This window comes from Alkalicaulis satelles, assembly GCF_008630495.1.
Classification (GTDB): Bacteria; Pseudomonadota; Alphaproteobacteria; order Caulobacterales; family Maricaulaceae; genus Oceanicaulis; species Oceanicaulis satelles.
Genome location: NZ_VWOJ01000004.1, coordinates 139317 through 162237, shown reverse-complemented (window position 1 = coordinate 162237; position 22921 = coordinate 139317). Strand labels below are relative to the sequence as shown.

Sequence of the window (22921 nt, the reverse complement as noted above, 5' to 3'; positions counted from 1 at the left end):
AATTAAATTCACAAGGGAGTTTGCCTAGAAGCGCTCGCCTGCGTCGAGTTTGCCGATCAGGCGCGCCGCGCCGAGGCCCCGCATCATCATTTCGCTATGGAAATCGATGAGCTCGTCCAGCTCCAGCTCCCGCCGGCCCGGCTTTTCGCGGGGAAAATCGGGGATGGACACCGCCAATATGGTCAGCCCGTGGGCCGACGACCACACGCTGGTGGACGCCACATCCAGATCCACATCCCGGAACCAGCCCGCCTGCACGCTCTCGCTGATCATCTGCCTGAGGTGCTCGGATGCGGCGAAGGCGTAAGTGTCCTGGGCCACATCCATCTCGCCGCTGAAACCGGCGAACGCCAGGCGGTAATGGCCTGGCTGCTCCAGCCCTGTCTCCACATAGGCGCGCAGGCACGCCGTGCACAGCATGGGACCGGACTCAATGGAATCGCAGACCTCCTGCATGCGCTTGAGCAAGCGCTCGAAAAACCCTTCGCGGATTTCCTTGAACAAGGCTTCCTTGGAGTCGAAATACTTGTAGAGCGCAGCCGGTGAATAATCGATGCGCTCGGCGATGCGCCGCATGGACAGGCCCGCCTCGCCTTCTTCAGCGAAGATCTCCTCGGCGGCGCCAATAATGGAGTCGCGCACGCGCCGCCGGCGCCGTTCGGCCGGGCTGAGATCATCCTGGACTACGGTCTGAGACGCCATGAGCTGTCCTTGAATACGCACATTTCATATAGGCCAACATCTGAGCATGACCATGAACCGCACCATTGCGCAAGTTTGCCCCCGGGCCGCACACTGGCCCCTCCCCGCCCTTCAAGTCCCGGAACGCCGTCCATGACCCGCATCCTGCCCCCGCCTGCGCCTGAGCCCGGCGCCGCCCTGCCCGCCTGCCATACCAGCGCTGAGACGCTGACGCTCCTGGCGCAGCGGCGCTCCACCCTGGCGCGGGTGATGACCGGGCCGGGTCCCGACACCGGACAGCGCGACGCCCTCATCAGACTGGCGGCGCGGGTTCCTGATCATGGCAAGCTGTTTCCCTGGCGCTTCATCACCTTCGAGGGCGAGGCGCGCGCGCGTTTCGGCGAGATCCTGGAAGCGCGCCTGCGCGATCTGGAGCCGGACGCGCCGCCCGAGCGCTTCGATCTTGAGCGCAACCGCTTCACCCGCGCGCCGCTGGTGATCGCGGTGATCTCGGAGGTGACCGCAAACCACAAAATCCCCGAATGGGAGCAGATCCTGTCGGCCGGCGCGGTGTGCCAGAACCTCCTGATTGCGGCCAGCGCCATGGGCTTTGCCGCACAATGGCTGACCGAATGGTACGCCTATGACCGTCTGACCGGCGCCGCGCTGGGCCTGGCCGGCGGCGAGCGGGTGGCGGGCTTCATCTATATAGGAACCGCCAGCGAGGCCCCGTCCGAGCGCCCCCGCACGCCCGCGCGCGTCACCGCCTGGAGCCGCTGAGAGCGGTCTGACACACGTCCATCCGTGAAAGGCTTGCACGGCCAGCCGATTTAAATGATATATCATTTAAATCGGGCAGGGTTATTGCGCCGCCACGCGCGCTCCTGCCTTGCTGACGGGGAGGCGATGATGATGGAATTCTGGATCCAGCACGAGCTGGCGATTCTGCGCTGGCTGCACATTCTGGCCATGGTCTACTGGCTGGGCGGGGAATGGGGGGTGTTCCAGACCTCCTACAAGGTGGTCAATCCGCGCCTGTCCTTCGAAGAGCGCATGCGCCACATGGACACCGCCTACCGCATCGACATCCTGGCGCGCACAGGCATCATCACGCTTCTGCCGCTGGGCCTGCACATGGGCTATCTGTGGAATGTGCACCCGCTGGGCGGGGGTTGGCTTGTGGCCATGTGGATCGTGTGGGCGGCCTGGATGGGCGTCACCTACGCGGCCTTCATGACCCGCGGCAAGCCGGTCTGGAAAACCCTCAACTTCATTGAGGACTGCACGCGCTATCTGCTGATCCCCACCCTGATCATCACCGCCATCACCTCCTTCATGGGGATGGGGCCGTTCTCGGCGGGCGAGGGCGAGGGCTGGTACGCCGCCAAGGTGCTCACCTATGGCCTGGCGCTGATCATCGGGGTGATCCTGCGCTGGGTTATGCATGAGTGGCAGGACAAGTTCCGCATCCTGGCCGCCGGGCCGGACGCCGCCGTGGAGGCCAGGCTCAACCGCTCCATCGCGATCGGGCGGGGCGTGGCCTATGTCTACTGGATCCTGATCGCCCTGACCTGCTTCTTCGCTTCGGTGAAACCGTTCTGAAGGGGGCGCCGGACGCAAACAAAAAAGGCCGGGCGGATCGCCTCCGCCCGGCCTTTTCGTGTCCGGAATGGGCCTAAAGCCTTATTCCATCATCGCGTCGCGCAGCGCGCGGAACTCATTGCCCTCATGCCAGTTGGGCCAGTCATCGCTGTCGGTGATCCGGCGTGCTGCGGCGTAGAACAGTTCAGCATCCACGACATAGCCCGAGAAATCCCAGTCCGGATTGAACTCGTCGCTGGGCTGGTGATAGCGCGCGCGATAGTCCGCCGCGATCGCCGCGCCATGGTCGCGGCCGAACTCCACATGGTCGATCCCGCCCGAGGCGTAGATCATCGGCACGCCCCGCCGGGCCAGCGAGATATGATCCGAGCGGTAGAACGAGCCCGCCTCAGGATTGGGCTCCGGGGTCAGCACGCGCCCGCGCGCCTGGGCTTCCTCGCGCAGGATGTCGTCCATCTGCGAATTGCCTAGACCCACCACGCGCACATCGCGCACCGGTCCGGTGGGCAGAAGGGCGTCGAAATTGAACCCGCCCACGGTCTGGTTCAGGGGAACCAGCGGATTGCGGGCATAGTATTCCGAGCCCAGAAGGCCCTGTTCTTCGGCGGTGACCGCCACGAACATCACCGAGCGCGCAGGCCGGTTGTCAGCGCTGGCGAAGGCTTCGGCCAGCTCCAGGATCATCGCCACGCCCGTGGCGTTATCGATGGCGCCATTGAAAATCTCCACCTCGCCGGTGTCGGCGGTGCGCTCGCCCAGATGATCCCAGTGCGCCAGATAGATCAGGTGCTCATCAGGACGTTCCGCGCCGGTCACGCGCCCGGCCACATTGCGCGAGTTGATGCGGCGCAGATCATTGTGCATTTGCGAGGACATGCTGGCGCCATTGAGCGGCACGGGCGCAAAACCCGGCTCGGCGGCGGCTTCGGCAAGAGCGTGGAAGTCCAGCCCCACCGCCTCGAACAGACGCTCGGCCACGGATTCCTGGATCCAGCTCTGCACCGGAACGAAGCTTTCATCCCCGCCATCAAGAATGAGCTGCGGCCCGTTCCAGGAGTTTTCCACGATGGACCAGCCATAGCTGGCCGGCGCGGTCTGGTGGACGATGATAGCGCCCGCTGCGCCCTGGCGCGCGGCTTCCTCGAACTTGTAGGTCCAGCGCCCGTAATAGGTCATGGCCCGGCCATTGAAACGGCCCGCCTCGGGGCGGGCATAGCCGGGATCATTGACCAGCATGACCACCGTCTTGCCAGTGACGTCGAGGCCTGCGTAATCATCCCAGCCATATTCCGGCGCCACCACGCCATAGCCCACGAACACCATGTCGCTGTCCTCGACCGCCACATGCTCTACCGGGTCCTGGGACCAGTAGGTCACGTCGCGCCGGCCATGCAGGCCCATGGGCTCGCCATTGATGACGATGTCAAAGCTGGAGCGGCTTTCGTCCTTGGTGGATTCGATCAGCGGCACGCTCTGGAAGAACGTCCCGTTCTCCCCGGCGGGCTCCAGCCCGATACGCTCCATCTCCGCTGCGATCCAGTCCGCCGAGGCCTCGCCGCGCGGATCGCCCGGCATGCGCCCGGCAAACCGGTCATCGGCCAGCGCCTCGATGCGGTAGCGGAAATCGGCTTCGGCAAAGCCCGGGCTGGTCTCCTGATGACCGGGAAACTCCCCGGCCTGTTGCGGCGCCGGCGCTGCGCCCTGCGGCGCCTCGCAGGCGGCCAGCATGAGGGCGGCGGCGCCCGCCCATCCCATCCAGTGTTTCATATCGTGTCTCCTCCCTGATGCGCAGTGATGCGCACTACGGGGCGCATCCTGCATTGCCCGGCCCGCTTGGCAAGCCGCCCGCCCCTCGACATCGCGGCATCGCCCCGCCATGCTGGCGGGCGAACAGCGTTCACCCGTCCGCCGTCAGATGCGCGGGGAACGCCAGGGGAGGACGCCGCCATGGACGCAGCCGCGCTCGACGCTGCGCGCATCAGCCTCGCGCCGGGCGGGGATGTGATCCTGCCCCTGGCCATGGCGGTGATCATGTTGTCGGTGGCGCTGACCCTGAAGCTGGAGAGCTTCGCATTCCTGAAGACCGCGCCCTTGCGCTTTCTGGGCGCCGCGTCGGTGCAGATCATCGGCCTGCCGCTTTTGACCCTGATCGTCATTCACGCCATCACCCCGCCCGCCTCCATCGCGCTGGGCATGATCGTGGTGGCCTGCTGCCCGGGCGGCAATGTGTCCAATTTCTACACCCTGATGGCGCGCGGGGACGCCGCGCTGTCGGTCGCGCTGACCTCGGTGTCGTCGCTGAGCGCGGCGTTGCTCACCCCGGTCTCCATCGTCGTGTGGACGAGCCTGTACGCGCCGTCCGCCGCGCTGGTGGACGAGATCAATCTGTCAGCCCTCACCTTCATTGTCTCCATGACCCTCATCCTCGCTTTGCCGCTGGCGGCGGGGATGGTTTTTGCGCGCTACTTCCCGAACAGCGCGCGCGCCATGCGGCCATGGCTGGTCTGGACGGCCATCGCCGCGCTGGCCATGATGGCCGGCGGCGGTGTGGCGGCCAATGGTGATCTGATCCTGGGCGCCGGGCTGACCGTGGTGGCCATCGCTATCGGCCATAACGCGCTCGCCTTGATGCTGGGGGCCGTCTCGGGCCGGGTGCTGGGCTTTGACGCGCGCGGGCGCCGGGCGCTGACCTTCGAGGTGGGCATCCAGAATGCTGGCCTCGGGCTCGTCATCCTGCTGGGCCAGTTCCAGGGGATTGGCGGCGCTGCGGCCATTACCGGCGCCTGGGCGGTCTGGCATCTGATCAGCGGCGGGGCGCTGGCGGGCTGGTTCAGGTTTCTGGACAGGCGCCGGCGGGCGCGCACCAACGCACTCACCAACGCAGAATAACATAGAAGGACGAGAGGCAAGCTCATGGCCGATTATGACATCAAGATCACCGGCGGGCTGATTTATGACGGGTCAGGCGGCGAGGCCTTCGCCGGCGATGTGGCCATCAAGAACGGTCGCATTGTGGCGGTTGGGGAAGCGCCGGGCAGCGCGCCCGAGACCATCGACGCGGCCGGCTGCATCGTCACGCCGGGCTTTATCGACGTGCACACCCATTATGACGGCCAGGCCACCTGGGACGACCGGCTGGAGCCCTCCATCCGCCATGGCGTGACCACGGCGGTGATGGGCAATTGCGGGGTCGGCTTCGCGCCGGTGCGCGCCAGCGATCACGACCGGCTGATCCGGCTGATGGAGGGGGTGGAGGACATTCCCGGCACGGCGCTGGCCGAAGGGCTGAGCTGGAACTGGGAGAGCTTTCCTGAATACATGGATGCGCTCGACGCCACGCCGCGCACCATGGATATCGCCGCCATGGTCGGCCATGACCCGCTGCGCGTCTATGTGATGGACGAGCGCGCCAGCTTCGACGCCCAGGCCAGCGATGAGGACATCGCCCGCATGCGCGATCTGGTCGCCGAGGCGCTGGACGCGGGCGCCATCGGGTTTTCCACCGGGCGCTCGGACCTGCACCGCACCGCAGATGGCGAATGGACCCCGGCCTCGGAAGCCACCACGCGCGAGCTCACCGGCATCGCCAGCGCTTTTGCGGGCCGTGATCACGGCGTCATCCAAGCGGTGTCGGATTTTGACCTGCAGCGCGATCTCGAGCGCTTCCCGGATGAATGGTCGGTGGTGGACAGCTATGTGCGCGCGGCCGGAGGACGCCCCTTCTCCATCTCGGTCATGCAGCGCGATTTCGCCCCCGACCAGTGGCGCCAGATCTTGAAGGGCCTCGAAGCGCTGGACAGTGAAGGCTTCACCGTGCGCGCCCAGGTCGCCCCGCGCGCCATCGGCGTGTTCCTGGGGCTGCAATGCACCTTCCACCCCTTCATGGGCTATCCCGCCTACAAGGCCATCGCCCATCTGCCGCTGGACGAGCGGGTGCGTGAGATGGCCAAGCCTGAATTCAAGGCCGAGCTGCTGAGCCAGAAATCCGACAAGCTCGCCGGGCCGGGCTCGTCCGTGCCGCCCATCGCCGATCTCCTGATCGAGAACATGGAGTTCGTGGCCGGCAAGCTGTTCACCCTGTCTGGCGATCCCGATTACGAACAGGCGTTGGACCGCTCCATCGGCGCGCGCGCCACAGCGCGCGGGGTCAGCATCTGGGAGGAGCTCTATGACACGGTGATCGCGCGCGAGGGCCGCGAGCTGATCTACATGCCGATCTATAATTATACCGAAGGCGATTACGCCAATGTCCACGCCATGCTCACCCATCCACTCGCCCTGCCCGGCCTGTCCGATGGCGGCGCCCATGTGGGAACGGTGTGCGATGCCAGCTTTCCCACCTATCTGATGAGCTACTGGACGCGCGAGCGCACCCGGGGTCCGCGCATCGCCATTGAGCGCGCCGTGCAGATGCTCACCGCCGATGCGGCCGATTTCCTGAGCCTGTCCGACCGCGGGCGAATCCGCGCGGGGCTGAAGGCCGACCTCAATGTGATCGATCCCGAGCGCCTGCGCGTGCACGCCCCCTATCTGGTGCGCGACCTGCCCGCCGGCGGCCAGCGCCTGCTGCAGAAAGCCGAAGGCTATCGCGCCACCATCGTCTCGGGAGAGATCGTGGTGCGCGATGACGAGATCACCGACGCCAGGCCGGGACGGCTGGTGCGTTCGGGGCAGGTGATGGCCATGGCGGCGGAGTAGGCACACGCCTCCACCTCGCCCGCCAAAACAAAACGGGCGGCCCGAGGGCCGCCCGTCTGATCGTCGCAGAGGCAAGTCCGCTTAGCGCTTCGAGAACTGGAAGCTGCGGCGGGCTTTCTTCTTGCCGTACTTCTTGCGCTCGACCACGCGGCTGTCGCGGGTCAGGAAGCCGCCGGCTTTCAGCACGCCGCGCAGCGTGGGCTCGTAATAGGTCAGCGCCTTGGAGATGCCGTGACGCACCGCGCCGGCCTGGCCCGACAGGCCGCCGCCGGTCACCGTGGCGACCACGTCATACTGGTCGATGCGCCCGGCGGCCTCGAAGGGCTGCTGGAGCAGCATGCGCAGAACGGGGCGGGCGAAATAGACCTGTTGCTCACGGCCATTGACCGTGATCTTGCCAGCGCCCGGCTTGATCCAGACGCGGGCCACGGCGTTCTTGCGCTTGCCGGTGGCGTAGGCGCGGCCATGCTCGTCGATTTTCGGCTCGGCGGCGGTCTCTTCCTGGGGCGCCTCGGGCACCACCGGGGAACCGGCCTGCTGCAGCGCGGACTTCAGGTCCTCGAGGGAACGGGTTTCTTCGGCCATCATCAGCTCCGCGCATTCTTGGCGTTCAGGGATTTGAAGTCGACGACTTCAGGGGTCTGGGCCTGGTGCGGATGCTCGCCACCGGCATAGACGCGCAGTTTGGAGAACTGGGCGCGCGCCAGCGGGCTCTCCTTGGGCAGCATGCGCTTGACGGCCTGCTCCACGACACGCTCGGGGAAGCGGCCTTCCAGAATGCGCCGCGGCGAGGTTTCCTTGATGCCGCCCGGGTGGCCGGTGTGGCGGTAATAGCGCTTGTTCTGCAGCTTGCGCCCGGTGAACACCACCTTGTCGGCATTGATCACGATCACATGATCGCCAGTGTCCACATGGGGGGTGAAATCGGGACGGTGCTTGCCGCGCAGACGGGTGGCGATATAGGCGGCCAGGCGGCCCACAACGGCGCCTTCCGCGTCAATCACGACCCATTTGTGCTCGACGTCCGCGGGCTTGGCGGAATAGGTCTTCATCACGAGAGCCTCAAAAAGAAACAGGCACGTCCGGGACCATCCCGGACGCGAGGTGGCGCGCTGATACGCCCGCGCATGACTGAGGTCAAGAGGCTTTGTGAAAAACACATAAAAACAGCTGCTTGCATGTGCGGTATTGTATTACCGCATATTTTTCTCCCCTTCCAGCCTCTGTTCACTGGCCAGGCGCAAGGTACATCTGGCATGTGACGGCGCCAGGGTCGTTATGTACCATCGCGCCAGCCCCGGCCCGCGCCATTCGCGCGGGCGCCAGACGAGACGCCAGATCATGACCGCACGCCCTCACCGCGCTGACCGCAGCCTCCTGCGCCCGCTCGCCGTTCTTTTTATAGCCGGCGCACTGGCCGGATGTAATTTCTTTGAAAGCCCGGATGAACCGGATGATCCGGCCCGGATCGAGCGCACAGCCATCGTCACCGGCGCGTTCGAAGCGCCCGGCGGGGCGCGCGAGCTGGCCTTTCTGCCTGATGAAAGCGCGCCCGGGAACGGCATGCTGGCCGCAGCGGGACTGCAGGGCGGGCTGTCGATCTTCAACATGGACGGACGCGAACTGATCAGCGCCTCCGGTCCGCGCCTGCGCGGCCTGGCGGGCATTGGCGGTTTCCCCTTGCGTGGAGAAACACTGCCGCTGGTGTTCGGCATGGACGAGAACGGCGCCCTTCGAGGCTATGCCGTGGTGCGCGCCATTGACGAGGTGATCGAGCTGCCGCTGGAGGGCGATCTTCCCGGCGGGTCCAGCCTGTGCCTTTATGGACTGGGTATTGGCTATATTGATCTGGCCATTCTGGCTGATGGTGATGAGGCGCGCATCGTCCGCCTGAGCGATGGCGGCGGACAGGGACTGTCTGTCCGTCAGCGCGAATCCCGCGCCCTGCCCTTCCCCGCACGCTCCTGCGCGCGTGCAGGAAGCGACCTGCTGGTCGCCGGCCCCACCGCCGGGATCGCGCGCGTTGATGAGCGCGGCGAAACGCGCGCCAGCTCCGACCGCCTGCCCGGCTCCAGCATTGCCTATAGCGAACTTCTGGGCCGGCCCGCCGCTCTGATGGTCTCGCCCGAGAGCGGGCTGATGGATGTGCTCGACGCACGCTCGCTGGAACTGATCACCCGCGTGCGGTTTGAGGCCGGGCTCGGCGCGCCGGGCTTTGACAGCCCGTCGGCCCTGGCCCTCACTGACGAGAATTTCGGCGGCGGCGCTTTTTCCAACGGCGTGGCGGCGGCCTATGACCGCGCCGACGGGCGCATCAAGCTGATCGCGCGCGAGGTGATCACCCGCACCACGCTGGCTGAGGATAGTTAGGAGGCGGCGACCCGCCCGGCAGGCTGCTCCACCGCCCGGGCCGAGGCCCAGGCGGCCGCGCCCGCCACCAGGAACAACACCATGGCGCCGGCCTGGTGGGCCAGCGACAGGCCCAGCGGCGCGGCGTTGATCAGGGTGATGATCCCCAGCACGATCTGCGCAAACAGGACCGCCAGCATCACGATCGCAAAGCGGCCCATAATCACGTCGCCGCTGCGCCGCCACAACAGGGCCAGCGCCACCCCGCCCGCCGCCAGCGCATAGGCCGCCCAGCGGTGCTGAAGCTGTACGGCGGGCCGGCTCTCGAACAGCGCCTGCCATAGCGGCAGGCCGGAGAGATAATCCTCGGGCCAGAGCTGGCCGTTAAAGCCCGGCCAGGTGGTGTAGATCATGCCCGCATTGAGCCCGGCGACGAACGCGCCCAGCACGATCTGAAACAACACCGCAGCCCAGAACACCGCGCTCCACTTGAACAGGGGCGAGCGCACCAGAAGCCGCGTCTGCCCATAGCGCAGCTCCAAAGCGGTCCACAACGTCAGGCCCAGGATCACGAATGCCATGGAGAGGTGGGTGGCGAGCCGGTACTGGCTCACATCCACGCGTTCGGTCAGGCCAGACGACACCATCCACCAGCCGATGGCGCCTTGCAGGCCACCCAGCGCAAACAGCACCCACAGGCGCGGGCGCAGGCGCCTGGGCGCCCGGCCGGTCCACAGGAAGAAGACAAAGGGCAGGAAATAGACGAGGCCCAGCGTACGCCCGAGCTGGCGGTGGCCCCATTCCCACCAGTAGATGAACTGGAAATCGCTCATGGACATGCCGCGATTGATTTCCTGGTACTGGGGTATCTGGCGGTAGCGCTCCAGCTCGCGCTCCCAGCCCTCCTGGGTCAGGGGCGGGATGGCGCCGGTGACCGGGCGCCAGTCGGTGATGGACAACCCCGAATCGGTCAGGCGCGTAGCGCCGCCCACCACGATCATGGCGCACACGAAGGCGGCGATGATCACCAGCCACCAGAACATCGCCCGGTCCGTGCCCGGTTCGCTATAGGGTCTGGGGATGGACAGGGCGGTCGCAGGCATGGGCGGCGGCTCCGGGCGCGCGGGACAAACAGATCATGCGCGTACTTATCGGCTGCAGCGGCAGAGGCAAGCGGGCCGCGCGGTTTCGCCGCAAAGCGGGCGCATGCCGGGACTGGTCAGGCGCACACCTTCGGCTTACCCTTTACGTAAACGTCAGGGAGGAAGCGCCATGCCGCTCGACACATTCCGCACCGAAACCCGCGCCTGGCTGGAGGCCAATTGCCCGCCTTCCATGCGCAAACCCATCGCCTCTGAAGCCGATATCTGCTGGGGCGGCAAGGACTGGACATTCACCAGCGAGGACCAGAAAATCTGGCTTGAGCGTATGGTGGAGAAAGGCTGGACCGTTCCGGCCTGGCCCAAGGAATACGGCGGCGCGGGCCTCAGCAAGGAAGAAGCTTTCATCCTCAAGGAAGAGATGAAGGCGATCAATGCACGCTCGCCGCTGGACAGTTTCGGCATCTGGATGCTCGGCCCGGCGCTTTTGAAATATGGCACGCATGAGCAGAAGCTGGAGCACCTGCCGCCCATCGCGCGCGGCGAGATCCGCTGGTGCCAGGGCTATTCCGAACCGGGTGCGGGCTCCGACCTCGCCTCGCTGCGCTCCAAGGGCGTGCTCAATGGCGATCATTACGTGGTCAACGGCCAGAAGGTCTGGACCAGCTATGCTGATCGCTCGGACTGGATTTTCGCCCTGGTGCGCACTGAAGCCGATGCGCCCAAGCATCTGGGCATCTCCTTCCTCTTGATCGACATGGACCAGCCGGGCGTCACCACCAAGCCGATCAAGCTGATCTCGGGCAAGTCGCCCTTCTGCGAGACCTTCTTTGACGACGCCAAGGCCCTTGTCGCCAATCGCCTTGGCGAGGCCGGCCAGGGCTGGGAGATCGCCAAATATCTGCTCAGCCACGAACGCGCGGGCATCGTGTCCGAAGCCGCTTTCGGGGGTATGAACCCGGTCACCGCCGCCCATCAGTCGGGCGAGGTGGACGAAACAGGGCGCCTGGCTGATCCCATCCTGCGCGGCGATGTCGCCCGCCTGACCATCGATGGCCTGGCCTTCGACGCCACCTTGCGCCGCATCAAGGAAGAAGGCGACCATGGCGAGGGCGTGGGCGCACGCGCCTCCATGCTGAAATATGTCGGCACCGAGCTGAACAAGCGCCGCCACGAGCTGAACATGTCCGCCTTAGGGATGGACGGCCTGTTGTGGGAGGGCGACAAGGAGAGCGATGGCGATCCGGCCCGCGCCTGGCTGCGCTCGCGCGCCAACTCCATCGAGGGCGGCACCAGCGAAATCCAGCTCAACATCATTTCCAAGCGCGTGCTGAACCTGCCCGGCGCGTAAGGCATATTGAAAAACAGGGGATTACACGATGTCTTTCGTTCTCAACGAAGAAGAGACCATGCTGCGCGACGGCGCCCAGCAATTCCTGGAAGAGCAGGCGCCCGTCACCGCACTGCGCGCCCTGCGCGATAGCGGCGATCCGGTGGGTTTCTCGCGCGATCTGTGGGCCGCCATGGCCGAAATGGGCTGGTGCGGAATTCTGGTGGGTGAAGACCATGGCGGGGTGGATATGGGCTGCGCCGCCGCCGGGCTGGTGCTCGAACAGATCGGGCGCAATCTGGCCGCCTCGCCTTTCCTCTCCACTGCCGTACTGGGCGCCAGCGCCTTCAATCTGGCCGGAACGGACGCCCAGAAAGCGGCCTGGCTGCCGAAGATCGCGGCGGGCGAGACCGTCATCGCCCTGGCGCTGGACGAGCGCGCGCGCCACAACCCGTCCCACATCACCACCCGCGCGGCGAAGGACGGCAATGGCTTCCGCCTCACCGGCGCCAAGCGCTACGCCGTCAACGGCGCGGGCGCGGACCTGCTGATCGTGGCCGCGCGCACCGAGGATGAGCGCATCAATCTCTTCCTGGTCTCGCCCGAGGCTGCGGGCGTCACCCGCACGTCCCGGCGCACTCTGGACAGCCATGTGCCCGCCGACATCACGTTCGAGGACGTGAAACTCGACGGCGATGCGCTGCTGTCGGGCGCTGAAGACAGCGAGGCGGCCTACCGCCATCTCCTGGACATCGGACGCGCCGCCCAGGCCGCCGAGGCGCTGGGCGTAGGCCAGAAGGCCTTCGACCTGACGCTCGACTACATCCGCGAGCGCGAGCAGTTCGGCGCGCCCATCGGCAGCTTCCAGGGCATGCAGCACCGCGCCGCCCATCTCTATGGCGAGCTGGAGCTGGCCCGCTCGCTGGTGCGCCGGGCACTGACCACGCTCGACACCCAGCCCGCCCAGGCGCCGCTCTGGTGCGCCGCAGCCAAGGCCAAGGCCACTGCCGTGTCGCGCCTGGCCGCCGCGGAAGGCATCCAGATGTATGGCGGGGTCGGCATGACCGACGAGTACGATATCGGCCTCTATTACAAGCGCGCCCAGGCTGCGGGCGAGTTCCTCGGCGATGACGCCTTCAACGCCGGCGAAGTCGCGCGGATGAGCGGGTATTAAAGGCGGGGCGGGACGGTTGGCAGGATAGTTATAAGCCCGCCTGCTTTCCCGGAATGGGCAAAGCCCATGTCCGGGACCCATCCCCGGAACGCTCCAACCGCCTCAGCGGAGGCAAATGAGCGGTGGATGGATCCCGGATCGGCTGCGCCGTCCGGGAAGACAGCGTCTGGATGGTTTTCCCCTGAACCTCCCTTACCCCGCGTTTCCCCGGCGAAAGCCGGGGCCCAGTGGCGGCCGCTGGAGTCTGGGTCCCGGCTTTCGCCGGGAAAACGCAAGGGGGGGATCGAGTGAAATTACTTCAGACTCGGGCGCTATGCCCCACCCTCCCCTCAAGGGGAGGGCAATAAGCTCTAAACCCCCGCCACGCCCTGCGCCGCTTCCAACCTCTCCGCCGCCTCCAGCCAGCTCATTTCGGCCTCGTCGATCAGTTCCACGCAGCGCGCGCGCTTCTTGGTCAGCTCGGCGGCGAGTGTGGGATCCTTCTCCCACAAACCGTTGACGGCGAGACCGGCGTCGATCTTCTCCAGAACGCCTTTGAGGCGCTCGATCTCGCGCTCCCAGCGGGCGATCTGGGCCTTGAGGGGTTTGAGCTGTTCGCGAGCGGCGGCCGCATCCCGTCGCTCCTGTGATTTCTGACCGCCCGCCGGCTGGCCTTTGGGCTTCGGCTTCACCTCGCCCTGAAGCAGGCGCTTGCGGTAATCGTCCAGATCGCCCTCCCAGGGGGCGATGCTTCCGGCTTCCGCGATCCACAGCCGGTCCACGCATTGCTCGATCAGGCTGCGGTCGTGGCTGATCAGGATCACCGCGCCGGGGAAATCATTGATCGCCTCCATCAGCGCGGCGCGGCTGTCGATGTCGAGGTGATTGGTCGGCTCATCAAGGATCAGCAGATGGGCGCCGTCAAACGTGATGAGATTCATCAAAAGCCGCGCCTTCTCGCCCCCTGACAGGTTCTTGGCCGGCGTCTCCTGACGGTCGCGCGGCAGGCCGAAACGCGCCAGGCGCGCCCGGCGTTCAGCCTCGGTGTTTTCCTCCATGCGCTCGAGCACATGGTCATAGGCCGAGTGCTGGGGCGAGAGCGCGTCGATCTGGTGCTGGGCGAAATGAGCCACCACCGCCTTCTTGTGCATGCGCATGGCGCCGTCCGTGACCGGCAGCGCCCCGGTCAGGAGCTTGGCGAAGGTGGATTTGCCCGCGCCATTGCGGCCCAGCAGCCCGATGCGGTCATCGGTATCGATACGCATATTGAGCCCGCGCAGCACCGGGCGCGCACCGTCATAGCCCGTGGCGCACTCCTCAAAGCGCACCAGCGGATTGCCCATGCGGCGCTCGGCGCCGGGAAACTCGAAGGGCGCGACCGGGTCTTCGACCATGGTGGCCACCGGCGCCATCTTCTCCAGCCTTTTGACCCGCGACTGGGCCTGCTTGGCCTTGCTGGCCTTGGCCTTGAAGCGGTCCACGAACGCCTGCAGGCGCCGGCGCTCGTCTTCCTGGCGCTCCACCAGCTTCATCTGCAGGCGCTGGCGCTCGGCGAGCTGGCGCTGGAAGGCGTCAAACCCGCCCTCCCAGACCGTCAGCTTGCACTCTTTCAGGTGCACGATGGCGTGGACGCTGGCGTTCAACAGCTCGCGGTCGTGGGATATGATCAGCGCCGCGCCCGGAAAGCGGGCGAGATAGTTTTCCAGCCACACCGCCCCTTCCAGATCAAGATAGTTGGTCGGCTCGTCCAAGAGGAGGAGATCAGGCGCTGCAAACAGCGTGGCGGCCATGGCCGCGCGCATGCGCCAGCCGCCGGAGAACTCCGCGCAGGCGCGCGCCTGGGCTTCAGTGTCAAAGCCCAGCCCGCTCAGGATCGCCGCTGCGCGCGCTTCTGCCGAATGAGCCGAAATATCCGCCAGCCGGGTCTGGATCTCGGCGATGCGATGGGGATCGCTCGCCGTTTCGGCCTCGGCCATCAGCGCAGAGCGCTCGTGATCGGCCGCCAGCACATGGTCGAGCACGCTCACCGGCCCTGCGGGCGCCTCCTGCTCCACCGTGCCGATTCGCGCGCCGGGCTGGACGCGCACCACGCCGCTCTCGGGCGACAGATCGCCTAGGATCAGACGGAACAGGGTGGACTTGCCCGTGCCATTGCGCCCCACCAGCCCCATGCGGGTCTTGGCGGGCACGAAGAGCGTCGCCTGATCGAACAGGATGCGGCCCTGGATGCGGTGGGTGAGGTCATTGACGTGCAACATGGGCGATGCGCCTAGCACGCCTTCACAGGGCGCGGAAGCACGGCTATAAGCCGCCGCGATCCAATCCTCCCCAAGACCCTAGAAGGAACACATCCCATGGCGCTGCAACGCACCTTCTCCATCATCAAGCCGGACGCCACGCGCCGCAATCTGACCGGCGCGATTAACGCCAAGATCGAGGAAGCGGGCCTGCGCATCGTGGCGCAAAAGCGCATCCACATGACCAAGGCCCAGGCCGAGACCTTCTATGGCGTGCACGCCGAGCGCCCGTTCTTCAACGACCTGGTCTCCTTCATGACCTCCGGCCCGGTCGTGGTGCAGGTGCTCGAGGGCGAGGACGCCATCGCCGCCTACCGCAAGGTGATGGGCGCCACCAACCCGGCCAACGCCGAAGCGGGCACCATCCGCAAGGAGTTCGCCGAATCCATCGAGGCCAACTCGGTGCACGGCTCGGACGCGCCGGAAACCGCTGCGGTGGAGATCGCCTATTTCTTCGCCGGCAACGAGATTGTGGGCTAAGCTCACAATGATTTCACCGCCCCCGCCTGCGCGCGGGGGCGGCCCGGCGCCGGCTTAGCTCAGCTGGTAGAGCAGCGGTTTTGTAAACCGAAGGTCGGGGGTTCGAGTCCCTCAGCCGGCGCCATTTCTTCCCTGTACGGCCCGGAGACATAGGTGACGCGCTCGCCGTCAACCTTACGATCTAAATTTCTGAAATATATGGGCGGCGTTGATCAGCATTATTCCGGAGGCGGGCCGCGCCAGATGGTGCGAAAACCCAGATGTTCGGTGGAGAACGCCTCATCGCCCGGCTGGCGCGCGGCGGGGCGGTAGCGGTGACAATAGGTATCTGAACACAAGAAGGACCCGCCCTTGATCACCCGGAATCCGTCCTGCTCCCACCGGGTCGAGGTCCACTCCCAGACATTGCCGGCCATGTCGTAAAGACCATAGCCATTGGGCGGGAAACATCCCGCTGGCGCCAGCCCCGCGAAGCCGTCCGCCCCCGTGTCCTCGACCGGGAACACACCCTGCCAGTGATTGGCCATGTAAGCGCCGTCAGGCCGGGCCTCATCGCCCCAGACATAGGCCGCGCCCTCAAGCCCGCCCCGCGCAGCGCGCTCCCATTCGGCTTCCGTGGGCAAATCATGGCCCAGCCAGCGGGCGTAGGCCAGCGCGTCCTCATAGGCGATCTGCACCACCGGAAAGGCGCTTCGGCCCTCAATCGAACTGCCTGCGCCTTGGGGGCGCCGCCAGCTGGCGCGCGCATCAAACCGCCACCAGGCCCGGATATCGGACCAGTCGCGCACATGAACGCCGGGCCCGAAAACCGCCCCGCCGCCTGTATCCGGCCCCTCGCGTTCAGCCAGGGTTACATAGCCCGTAGCCTCCACAAAGCGCGCGAAGGCTGCATTGGTGACGGCGTGTGGGCTGATCCAGAACCCGCCCACATCCACCGTGCGCACCGGGCGTTCCTCGGGAAAGAAATCGTGCGAGCCCAGCGACACCGGCCCGTCAGGAATCCAGACCATTTCCGCGCCGGGCCTGGCCGGATCCGGAAGGAAAAGGTCCATGCATGCGGCCTGGCCTGAATCGCGCGCCCCGCAGGCCGCGGCCAGACAGCAGAACGCAGATATCAAAGCCTGTCTGAACACGGGCGGCGCCCTCCGGACTTTATCAAACACCAGTCTTTATGAGACCTCACTATGGACGTGCGGAGCCAGCATGAATAGGGTATTATCCGAATGGATAATGACTGACGCGTCAGACGTCAGCCCGTCCCGGGGAGAACTCTCATGACATCAGGAGCCATGACAGGCCAGGACCATCTGCCCGCCTGGCGCAAGGCCGGGTACGCCAGCGGCGATCTGGGACTGAATATCTACTGGCAGGGCGTCAGCCTGTTCCTGTTTTTCTTCTACACCGACATCATGGGGATACCGGTCTGGTGGGCGGGTTTCACCATCTTTGCCGCTTCGGTCTGGGACGGGATCACCGATCCGGTGATGGGCGGCATCGCTGACCGCACGCGCACCAAGCGCGGGCGCTACCGGCCCTATCTCCTGTTTGCCGCGCCGGTGCTGGGGCTGGGCTTCATCGCCACATTCTTCGCCCCGCCCGGCTTGCCCGGATGGGCCTTGGTGACTTACGCCCTGGTGACCCATCTGGTGCTGCGCACGCTCTACACGGTGGTGTCGATCCCCTATGCCGCGCTGTCGGCGCGCATGACGTTTGACAGCGCCGAGCGCGGCGCGCTGGCGGGCTGGCGCATGCAGGCCGCAGCGCTGGGCGGACTGACCACGGCCTTCTCCACGCCCATGATCGTCCAGGCCATGAGTACGGTCAGTGGCGGCGATCCACGCCTGGGATGGCTGCTGGCGGCGGTGATGATGGCGCTTACGGCCACGCTGATCTTCTGGATCTGCTACGGCGCCACCGCCGAGCCTGAGGACACCCAGGCCGCGCCCCCCGGCCCGGGTCCGGGCCTGCATGACATACTCACTGCAGCCGCCATGCTGCGCCGGAACGGGCCGCTGGTACGAGTATTCATCGCCATCACCATGGCCTCTTTGTGTCTGGCGATGATGTCCAAGATGCTGATTTACTGGTTTAAATACGCCATCGGCAATGAAGCCGCCGCCGGGCCGGCCCTGGCGGTCACGCCGCTTGTCCTGCTGGTGATGGCGCCTGTCTGGGTGGCGGTGGCAAAAGCAACGTCCAAGCGTATCGCTTTCATGAGCGGATGCGCTATCGGATTTGCAGGCTATCTCGCCTTCTTCATCCTGCCCATGCGCGATCCTGCATCGGTATACCTGATGCTGGCGCTCATTGCGGTGGGCGTGTCGGCCTTCGCGGTCATGTTCTGGGCCATGCTGCCCGATACGGTGGAATATGATGAATGGGTGTCAGGCGAGCGCAATGAGGCAAGGGTGTTCGGCTTTGCGACCTTTGCCCAGAAGGCCGCTCTGGGCCTCAATGCACTCTTGCTGGGCGTCTTGCTGGACCTCATCGGTTTCACGCCCAATGAAGCACAGAGCGAAGCGGCGCTTACCGGCATGAAAGCCATCATGGCGTTGATCCCGGCCTTTGGCGCGGCGGTGACGCTGGCGGCCCTGTGGCGCTATCCGATTGACCGGGCCTATCACGCCGGACTGAGAGACAAGATTGCAGCGCGCATGAGCGAATCCAGCATCAAGGAGGCTTCCTTGTGACGGGCATCGCCTTGCTGGCGCCGGGCGAAGAGCGCGGTCATCGCAATCGGTCCGAACCCGAGCTTGTGATTGCATCGGCAGACATCAGGCGCTAGGCCTTGGCCATGAAAGCCGTCAGTCAGGCGTCTGAGTGCGGATAGAGACCATGAGCACCCCAAACAAAACCGACGGGCAGGTCATCGAGCTCGATACGCTCAATGAGTCTTCCCAGCGTGAGCGCGTGCTCGCCTCGGCCCTCGAGGTGTTCTCGCGTGAGGGTTTCGAGGGCGCGTCCACCCGCCAGATCGCGGCGGGCGCAGACTGCAATCACGCCATGATCCGCTATTATTTCGGCTCCAAGGACGAGCTGTGGCGCGCCGCAGTGAGCTTCCTGTTCGAACGCTCCGACAGGGAACTGTCAGTTGACGATGCGATGCGCACCGCCCTGCTGACAGGCGAGCGCAAGGCGTTTGAAGACTGGATCCGGCGCTATGTGGGCTATTGCGCGCGCCATCCCGACCATGCACGCATCATGGTCCAGGCCTCCATCCGGGACGATGAACGCCTGGCCTGGGCGGCGGGCGAGTATATCAAGCGCCAGCACAGCGAAATGCGTCCGGTGCTTTTCGCCATGATGGACAAGGGCGTGCTGCCGCGTTTCGAAACCACGCTGCATGCTGGCTATATCCTGGTGGCTGCTTGCCAGATGCTGTTCACCCTGGCGCCCGAAGTGCGGCTGCTGCACGGGGTTGATGTGACCGATCCCGAAGTCATCGCCCGGCATGCTGACACCGTCATCGCCATGATGTTGCGCTAGCCGCCTGCGTCACTGCGCAGGTTTCCGGTGATGCGCGCCACCGCAACAAACTTGTGAGGGCCAGCGGGCGCGCGGACATGGGCGAGCGCGCCTACAGTTCGACCTGAGCTGAAATCAGCGCTGACGGGGCGCTCGAACCGCCCACATGAATGCCGTACGCGCCCGGCTCGGTGATCCAGGCGCCATTGCGGCGGAAGGCCAGGTCGCGCGCGGCGACCGTGAAGAATACGCTGCGCGTTTCGCCCGGTTCGAGATGGATGCGCTCGAAGCCCTTGAGCTGCTTGCGCCAGCGCTCGGCCAGCTTGCCGGGCGCGGACACATAGAGCTGGACCACCTCATCCCCGGCGCACTCGCCTGTATTGGTCACACTCACCTGAACCGACAGGCCGCCATCTTTATCAGCGCGCGCCTTGAGGGCGCGGTAGTTGAAACTTGTGTAGGACAGGCCATGGCCGAAGGCGAATTCCGGCTCCAAGCCCTCGCGGTCGAATTTCGCATAGCCGTGCCAGAGATCGTAGGTGATAGCGTCTGCGTTTTTGTCGAAATAGGGATAATGGGCCGCGTCACGCGCCACGGTGAATGGCAGGCGCCCGGCCGGGTTTTCCGCCCCGGTCAGAAGATCAGCCAGTGCCCGTCCGCCCTCCATGCCGGGATAGAATATCTGCATCGCTGCGGACACATCCTCGATCCAGTCGCGCACAATCACAGCCGAGCCCGCCTCAATGACCACGATCACCCGGGGATGGACGGCTGCGATGGCCTTTATCAGAGCCACCTGGTCTTCCGGCAGCCCGAGATCACCGCGGTCTCCGCCCACGGGCTTGCCGCCTTGCCTTTCCGTGTTGGCCGCTTCGCTGGCCTCGCGAACGCCCTCAGGCAACGCGTCCGAAACCTGCCCCAAATTGATGTCGCCGGGAATGTATTCACCTTCCTCTTCAGCGGTATAACCGGCTACGATGATCACTGCGTCGGCGCCTGCAACTGATGCCGCCGCCGCCGCGGGGTCGGTTTCATCGCCCGCGAACCAGACACGCTCCTCAGCCAGCGCCTCCTGAAGGCCCGCCAGTGGCGTGATGACGTAAGGCGGGCGCACGCGGGATGAGCCCCCGTCACCGGTATTGATCGTATCGGTAAGGCGTCCGGCTACCGCGATGACCGCCGATTCCGGCAAGGGCAAGGCTGCGCCCTCATTCCTGAGCAGGACTGCAGACTTCACCGCCGCCTCGCGCGCAAGGGCGCAATGGGCGGGACTGGCCACCAGGGACGGGGCATAGGATTCAAGCGGATCCTGTGCAGCCTGCAAAGAAAACAGGACTGTGAGAATGCGCTTGCAGGCCGTATCGACGACCGACGCGGCGATCGCCCCGCTCTCCACAGCCTGGCGCAGCTTGTCGCCGTAATGGACCGGCTCTGGATTTTCCACATCCAGTCCGGCCGCAGCCCCCCAGGGCGAGTAGACGCCCAGCACCCAGTCGGAATGGACAAACCCCTCAAACCCCCATTCCCGGCGCAGAATATCGGTCAGGAGGGTTTGGTTCTCCCCGCAATACTCACCGTTGAGCTTGTTATAGGCGCTCATCACAGTCAGGCAGCCCGCCTCGATGACACGCCGGAAATGGGGCAGATAGACCTCATGAAGGGCGCGCTCATCCATTTGCACATCGATCTTGAAGCGCGCATTCTCCACCGAATTGGCGGCGAAATGTTTGACCGTGGCGGCCACGTTATGGGTCTGGATGCCTTCGCTGAGCGCGGCGCCCATTTCACCGAGCAGATAAGGGTCCTCGCCATAGGTCTCCTGCGCCCGGCCCCAGGCGGGATGGCGCAAGAGATTGATGCAGACCGCGCCGGACAGATTACAGCCTTGCGCACGCATCTCGATGCCGATCACCTCGCCGATGCGGCGTTCCAGATCCGTATCAAAGCTGGCCCCGCGCGCCATGGAGACAGGAAAACAGGTCGACTGTCCCCGCGCCACGCCGCGCGGGCCGTCGCTGAAATAGAAAGCCGGGACTCCCAGCCGGTCACACCGCGCGCCCGCCTGATAGGGGCTCGCCCCCCAAACCCCTCCATCGGCCATGAATTGCTGGAAAAAACCCCGCCCGCTCATCATGGCGATTTTTTCTTCCAGGCTGGCCCGTCTCAGGACAGCGTCCACGCGCTCCTCTATACTGTCTGATGATGGCGGTATGCGGGTCTGTAAGGTCATCAAGGCCTGCCTGTGGGAATGTGGGCGTAGGGTTGCTCGGATCGCCGCGGATTTATCCAATCGGATAAGTGTTTCGGATATCGCGCTTCACGTCAACGCCATGTCCGGCCGGGACGGGCTTGCCAGGAGGACAGGCCTCCGGTCTACTCACCATATGGATAATAAAGCTGGCGCGTCCGGCGGACAAAAGGGCTTTTGATCATGGTCACATCATTTCTGCTCGCCGCAGCAGCCGCTTTGCTGAACGCGCAGGAGCCACGCCCCGTGGAGCAGGACGGCCATGTCCGGCCCAATATCATTCTGATCAATACCGATGACATGGGCGCCGCCGACTGGAGCGGTGGCGGATCGCGCTTTATCCAAACGCCCCATCTCGACCAGATGGCGGCCGAAGGCGTGGTGCTCACAGATTTTTACGCCAGCGCCAATGTATGCACGCCCTCTCGCGCCGCGCTTCTAACCGGGCGCTATGCGGTGCGCTCCGGGCTGGCGCGCGGGGTGATCTATCCCCATTCCGATTACGGCCTGCCGCAAAGCGAAATCACCCTGCCCTCGATTCTGCGAGAGGCGGGCTACGCTACCCAGATCGTGGGCAAATGGCATTTGGGCACCGTGCCGGACGCCCATCCGCTCGAACACGGATTCGACGAGTTTTTCGGCGTGCCCTACTCCAATGACATGAGCCCGTTTCCCCTGATTTCCCAGCGCGAGGTGATTGAAGAGGAAGCCGACCAGACACAACTGACGGCCCGCTATACCGAGGCTGCGATAGACTTCATCGCGCGCCAGGCGGGCCGCGAGCAGCCCTTCTTCATCTATCTGGCCCATACCTTTCCCCACATCCCGCTCTATGCTTCAGACGCCTTTCTGGGCCAGTCCCAGGCGGGGCGCTATGGCGACACGATCCTGGAGATTGACTGGAGCCTGGGCCAGTTGCGGCAGACCTTGGCCGATCACGGGGTGGCGCACTCCACCCTGATCATCTTCACCAGCGATAACGGACCCTGGTTCGAGGGCGAAGCCGGTGTGCGCGGGCGCAAGGGCGACACCCATGACGGGGCCTATCGTGTGCCCTTCGTGGCGCATCTCGAAGGCCTGACGCCGCCCGGCGCAGTGAGCAGGGCCATGGCGATGCAGATCGATTTGATGCCCACCCTGGCCCGGCTGGCCGGCGCAGCCATGCCCGATGACCGCCCGATTGACGGGCGCGATATCACCGCCCTGCTGCAAGGCGGCCAGGAAAGCCCGCACGAGGTGCTGGTCTTCTTCGACAATGACCAGATCGCCGCAATCCGCACCCAGCGGTGGCGCCTGGTGCTGCGCACATTCTACCGCAACTGGCTAGTGCCCCTGGAGCAGTTCGGAGCCGTGCACCTGTTTGACCTGGAGACCCACGGCGACGAGCTGTTCAACGTGGCCGAGGATTATCCCGACGTGGTGGAGAGCCTCTCCGCCCGCCTCGAAACCCTTCGTTCCGAGCTGGAGGGCTTGCCCCAACGCGAAACGCCGCTCAACCTCCCCGGTGACGAATAATTG

19 protein-coding genes and 1 tRNA gene are annotated in these 22921 nt (G+C 65.4%); 12 read left to right on the top strand and 8 right to left on the bottom strand.

Going from position 1 to position 22921, the window contains the following annotated elements:
- Positions 1-24: 24 nt before the first annotated feature.
- The gene (locus F1654_RS12315; protein WP_150023853.1) at positions 25-702 is read right to left on the bottom strand and encodes a TetR/AcrR family transcriptional regulator; all 678 of its coding nucleotides are present in this window, start codon (positions 700-702) and stop codon (positions 25-27) included.
- A gap of 132 nt (positions 703-834) precedes the next feature.
- Between F1654_RS12315 and F1654_RS12310 the strand changes: the two genes are divergently transcribed.
- Both F1654_RS12310 and F1654_RS12305 read left to right on the top strand, forming a co-directional pair.
- Positions 835-1461: a nitroreductase family protein gene (locus tag F1654_RS12310; RefSeq protein ID WP_150023852.1), complete on the top strand. Its 627-nt coding sequence runs from the start codon at positions 835-837 to the stop codon at positions 1459-1461.
- A 129-nt stretch (positions 1462-1590) separates the two neighbouring features.
- Complete coding sequence (locus F1654_RS12305) at positions 1591-2283, top strand: hypothetical protein (RefSeq protein ID WP_199200576.1); 693 nt, start codon at positions 1591-1593, stop codon at positions 2281-2283.
- 81 nt (positions 2284-2364) lie between these two features.
- Here F1654_RS12305 and F1654_RS12300 read toward each other — a convergent pair whose 3' ends face one another.
- Positions 2365-4050, bottom strand: a complete 1686-nt coding sequence (locus tag F1654_RS12300) for a M28 family metallopeptidase (protein WP_233205282.1) — start codon at positions 4048-4050, stop codon at positions 2365-2367.
- Positions 4051-4230: 180 nt separating this feature from the next.
- On the opposite strand from F1654_RS12300, the gene F1654_RS12295 reads away from it, so the two are divergent.
- Together F1654_RS12295 and F1654_RS12290 are read left to right on the top strand one after the other, a co-directional pair.
- Entirely contained in the window at positions 4231-5172 is a 942-nt protein-coding gene (locus F1654_RS12295) for a bile acid:sodium symporter family protein (protein WP_150023851.1), read from the top strand.
- 24 nt (positions 5173-5196) lie between these two features.
- Positions 5197-6981, top strand: coding sequence for an N-acyl-D-amino-acid deacylase family protein (locus F1654_RS12290; RefSeq protein ID WP_150023850.1), 1785 nt, complete (start codon positions 5197-5199; stop codon positions 6979-6981).
- 81 nt (positions 6982-7062) lie between these two features.
- On the opposite strand, the gene rpsI is transcribed toward F1654_RS12290, so the two are convergent.
- Both rpsI and rplM read right to left on the bottom strand, forming a co-directional pair.
- Entirely contained in the window at positions 7063-7566 is a 504-nt protein-coding gene (gene rpsI, locus F1654_RS12285; protein WP_150023849.1) for a 30S ribosomal protein S9, read from the bottom strand.
- Between the two features lie 2 nt (positions 7567-7568).
- On the bottom strand, positions 7569-8033 hold the full coding sequence (rplM, locus tag F1654_RS12280; RefSeq protein WP_150023848.1) for a 50S ribosomal protein L13: 465 nt from the start codon (positions 8031-8033) through the stop codon (positions 7569-7571).
- A gap of 289 nt (positions 8034-8322) precedes the next feature.
- Here rplM and F1654_RS12275 point away from each other — a divergent pair, with 289 nt between their 5' ends.
- Positions 8323-9351, top strand: a complete 1029-nt coding sequence (locus tag F1654_RS12275) for a hypothetical protein (protein WP_150023847.1) — start codon at positions 8323-8325, stop codon at positions 9349-9351.
- On the opposite strand, the gene F1654_RS12270 is transcribed toward F1654_RS12275, so the two are convergent.
- Positions 9348-10373: a COX15/CtaA family protein gene (locus tag F1654_RS12270; RefSeq protein ID WP_408628265.1), complete on the bottom strand. Its 1026-nt coding sequence runs from the start codon at positions 10371-10373 to the stop codon at positions 9348-9350. The genes F1654_RS12275 and F1654_RS12270 overlap by 4 nt on opposite strands.
- Positions 10374-10602: 229 nt before the next feature.
- Between F1654_RS12270 and F1654_RS12265 the strand changes: the two genes are divergently transcribed.
- Both F1654_RS12265 and F1654_RS12260 read left to right on the top strand, forming a co-directional pair.
- Positions 10603-11781: an acyl-CoA dehydrogenase family protein gene (locus tag F1654_RS12265; protein WP_150023845.1), complete on the top strand. Its 1179-nt coding sequence runs from the start codon at positions 10603-10605 to the stop codon at positions 11779-11781.
- Between the two features lie 28 nt (positions 11782-11809).
- Positions 11810-12934, top strand: coding sequence for an acyl-CoA dehydrogenase family protein (locus F1654_RS12260; RefSeq protein WP_150023844.1), 1125 nt, complete (start codon positions 11810-11812; stop codon positions 12932-12934).
- Between the two features lie 350 nt (positions 12935-13284).
- Here F1654_RS12260 and F1654_RS12255 read toward each other — a convergent pair whose 3' ends face one another.
- Positions 13285-15171, bottom strand: a complete 1887-nt coding sequence (locus F1654_RS12255) for an ABC-F family ATP-binding cassette domain-containing protein (RefSeq protein WP_150023843.1) — start codon at positions 15169-15171, stop codon at positions 13285-13287.
- A 96-nt stretch (positions 15172-15267) separates the two neighbouring features.
- Between F1654_RS12255 and ndk the strand changes: the two genes are divergently transcribed.
- Both ndk and F1654_RS12245 read left to right on the top strand, forming a co-directional pair.
- A complete protein-coding gene (gene ndk / locus F1654_RS12250; protein ID WP_150023842.1) occupies positions 15268-15690 on the top strand; it encodes a nucleoside-diphosphate kinase in 423 nt (140 codons plus the stop codon).
- 48 nt (positions 15691-15738) lie between these two features.
- Positions 15739-15814, top strand: a tRNA-Thr gene (locus F1654_RS12245).
- 94 nt (positions 15815-15908) lie between these two features.
- On the opposite strand, the gene F1654_RS12240 is transcribed toward F1654_RS12245, so the two are convergent.
- A complete protein-coding gene (locus F1654_RS12240; protein WP_233205281.1) occupies positions 15909-16742 on the bottom strand; it encodes a formylglycine-generating enzyme family protein in 834 nt (277 codons plus the stop codon).
- Positions 16743-16964: 222 nt separating this feature from the next.
- Between F1654_RS12240 and F1654_RS12235 the strand changes: the two genes are divergently transcribed.
- Both F1654_RS12235 and F1654_RS12230 read left to right on the top strand, forming a co-directional pair.
- A complete protein-coding gene (locus F1654_RS12235; RefSeq protein WP_150023841.1) occupies positions 16965-18380 on the top strand; it encodes an MFS transporter in 1416 nt (471 codons plus the stop codon).
- Positions 18381-18525: 145 nt separating this feature from the next.
- The gene (locus F1654_RS12230; RefSeq protein ID WP_150023840.1) at positions 18526-19176 is read left to right on the top strand and encodes a TetR/AcrR family transcriptional regulator; all 651 of its coding nucleotides are present in this window, start codon (positions 18526-18528) and stop codon (positions 19174-19176) included.
- Between the two features lie 91 nt (positions 19177-19267).
- On the opposite strand, the gene F1654_RS12225 is transcribed toward F1654_RS12230, so the two are convergent.
- Positions 19268-21334 carry a beta-glucosidase family protein gene (locus F1654_RS12225; protein ID WP_199200575.1) on the bottom strand — a complete coding sequence of 689 codons (2067 nt, stop codon included), beginning with the start codon at positions 21332-21334 and terminating at the stop codon, positions 19268-19270.
- A 252-nt stretch (positions 21335-21586) separates the two neighbouring features.
- Here F1654_RS12225 and F1654_RS12220 point away from each other — a divergent pair, with 252 nt between their 5' ends.
- Positions 21587-22918, top strand: a complete 1332-nt coding sequence (locus F1654_RS12220; protein ID WP_150023838.1) for a sulfatase family protein — start codon at positions 21587-21589, stop codon at positions 22916-22918.
- The last annotated feature ends 3 nt before the right edge of the window (positions 22919-22921 follow it).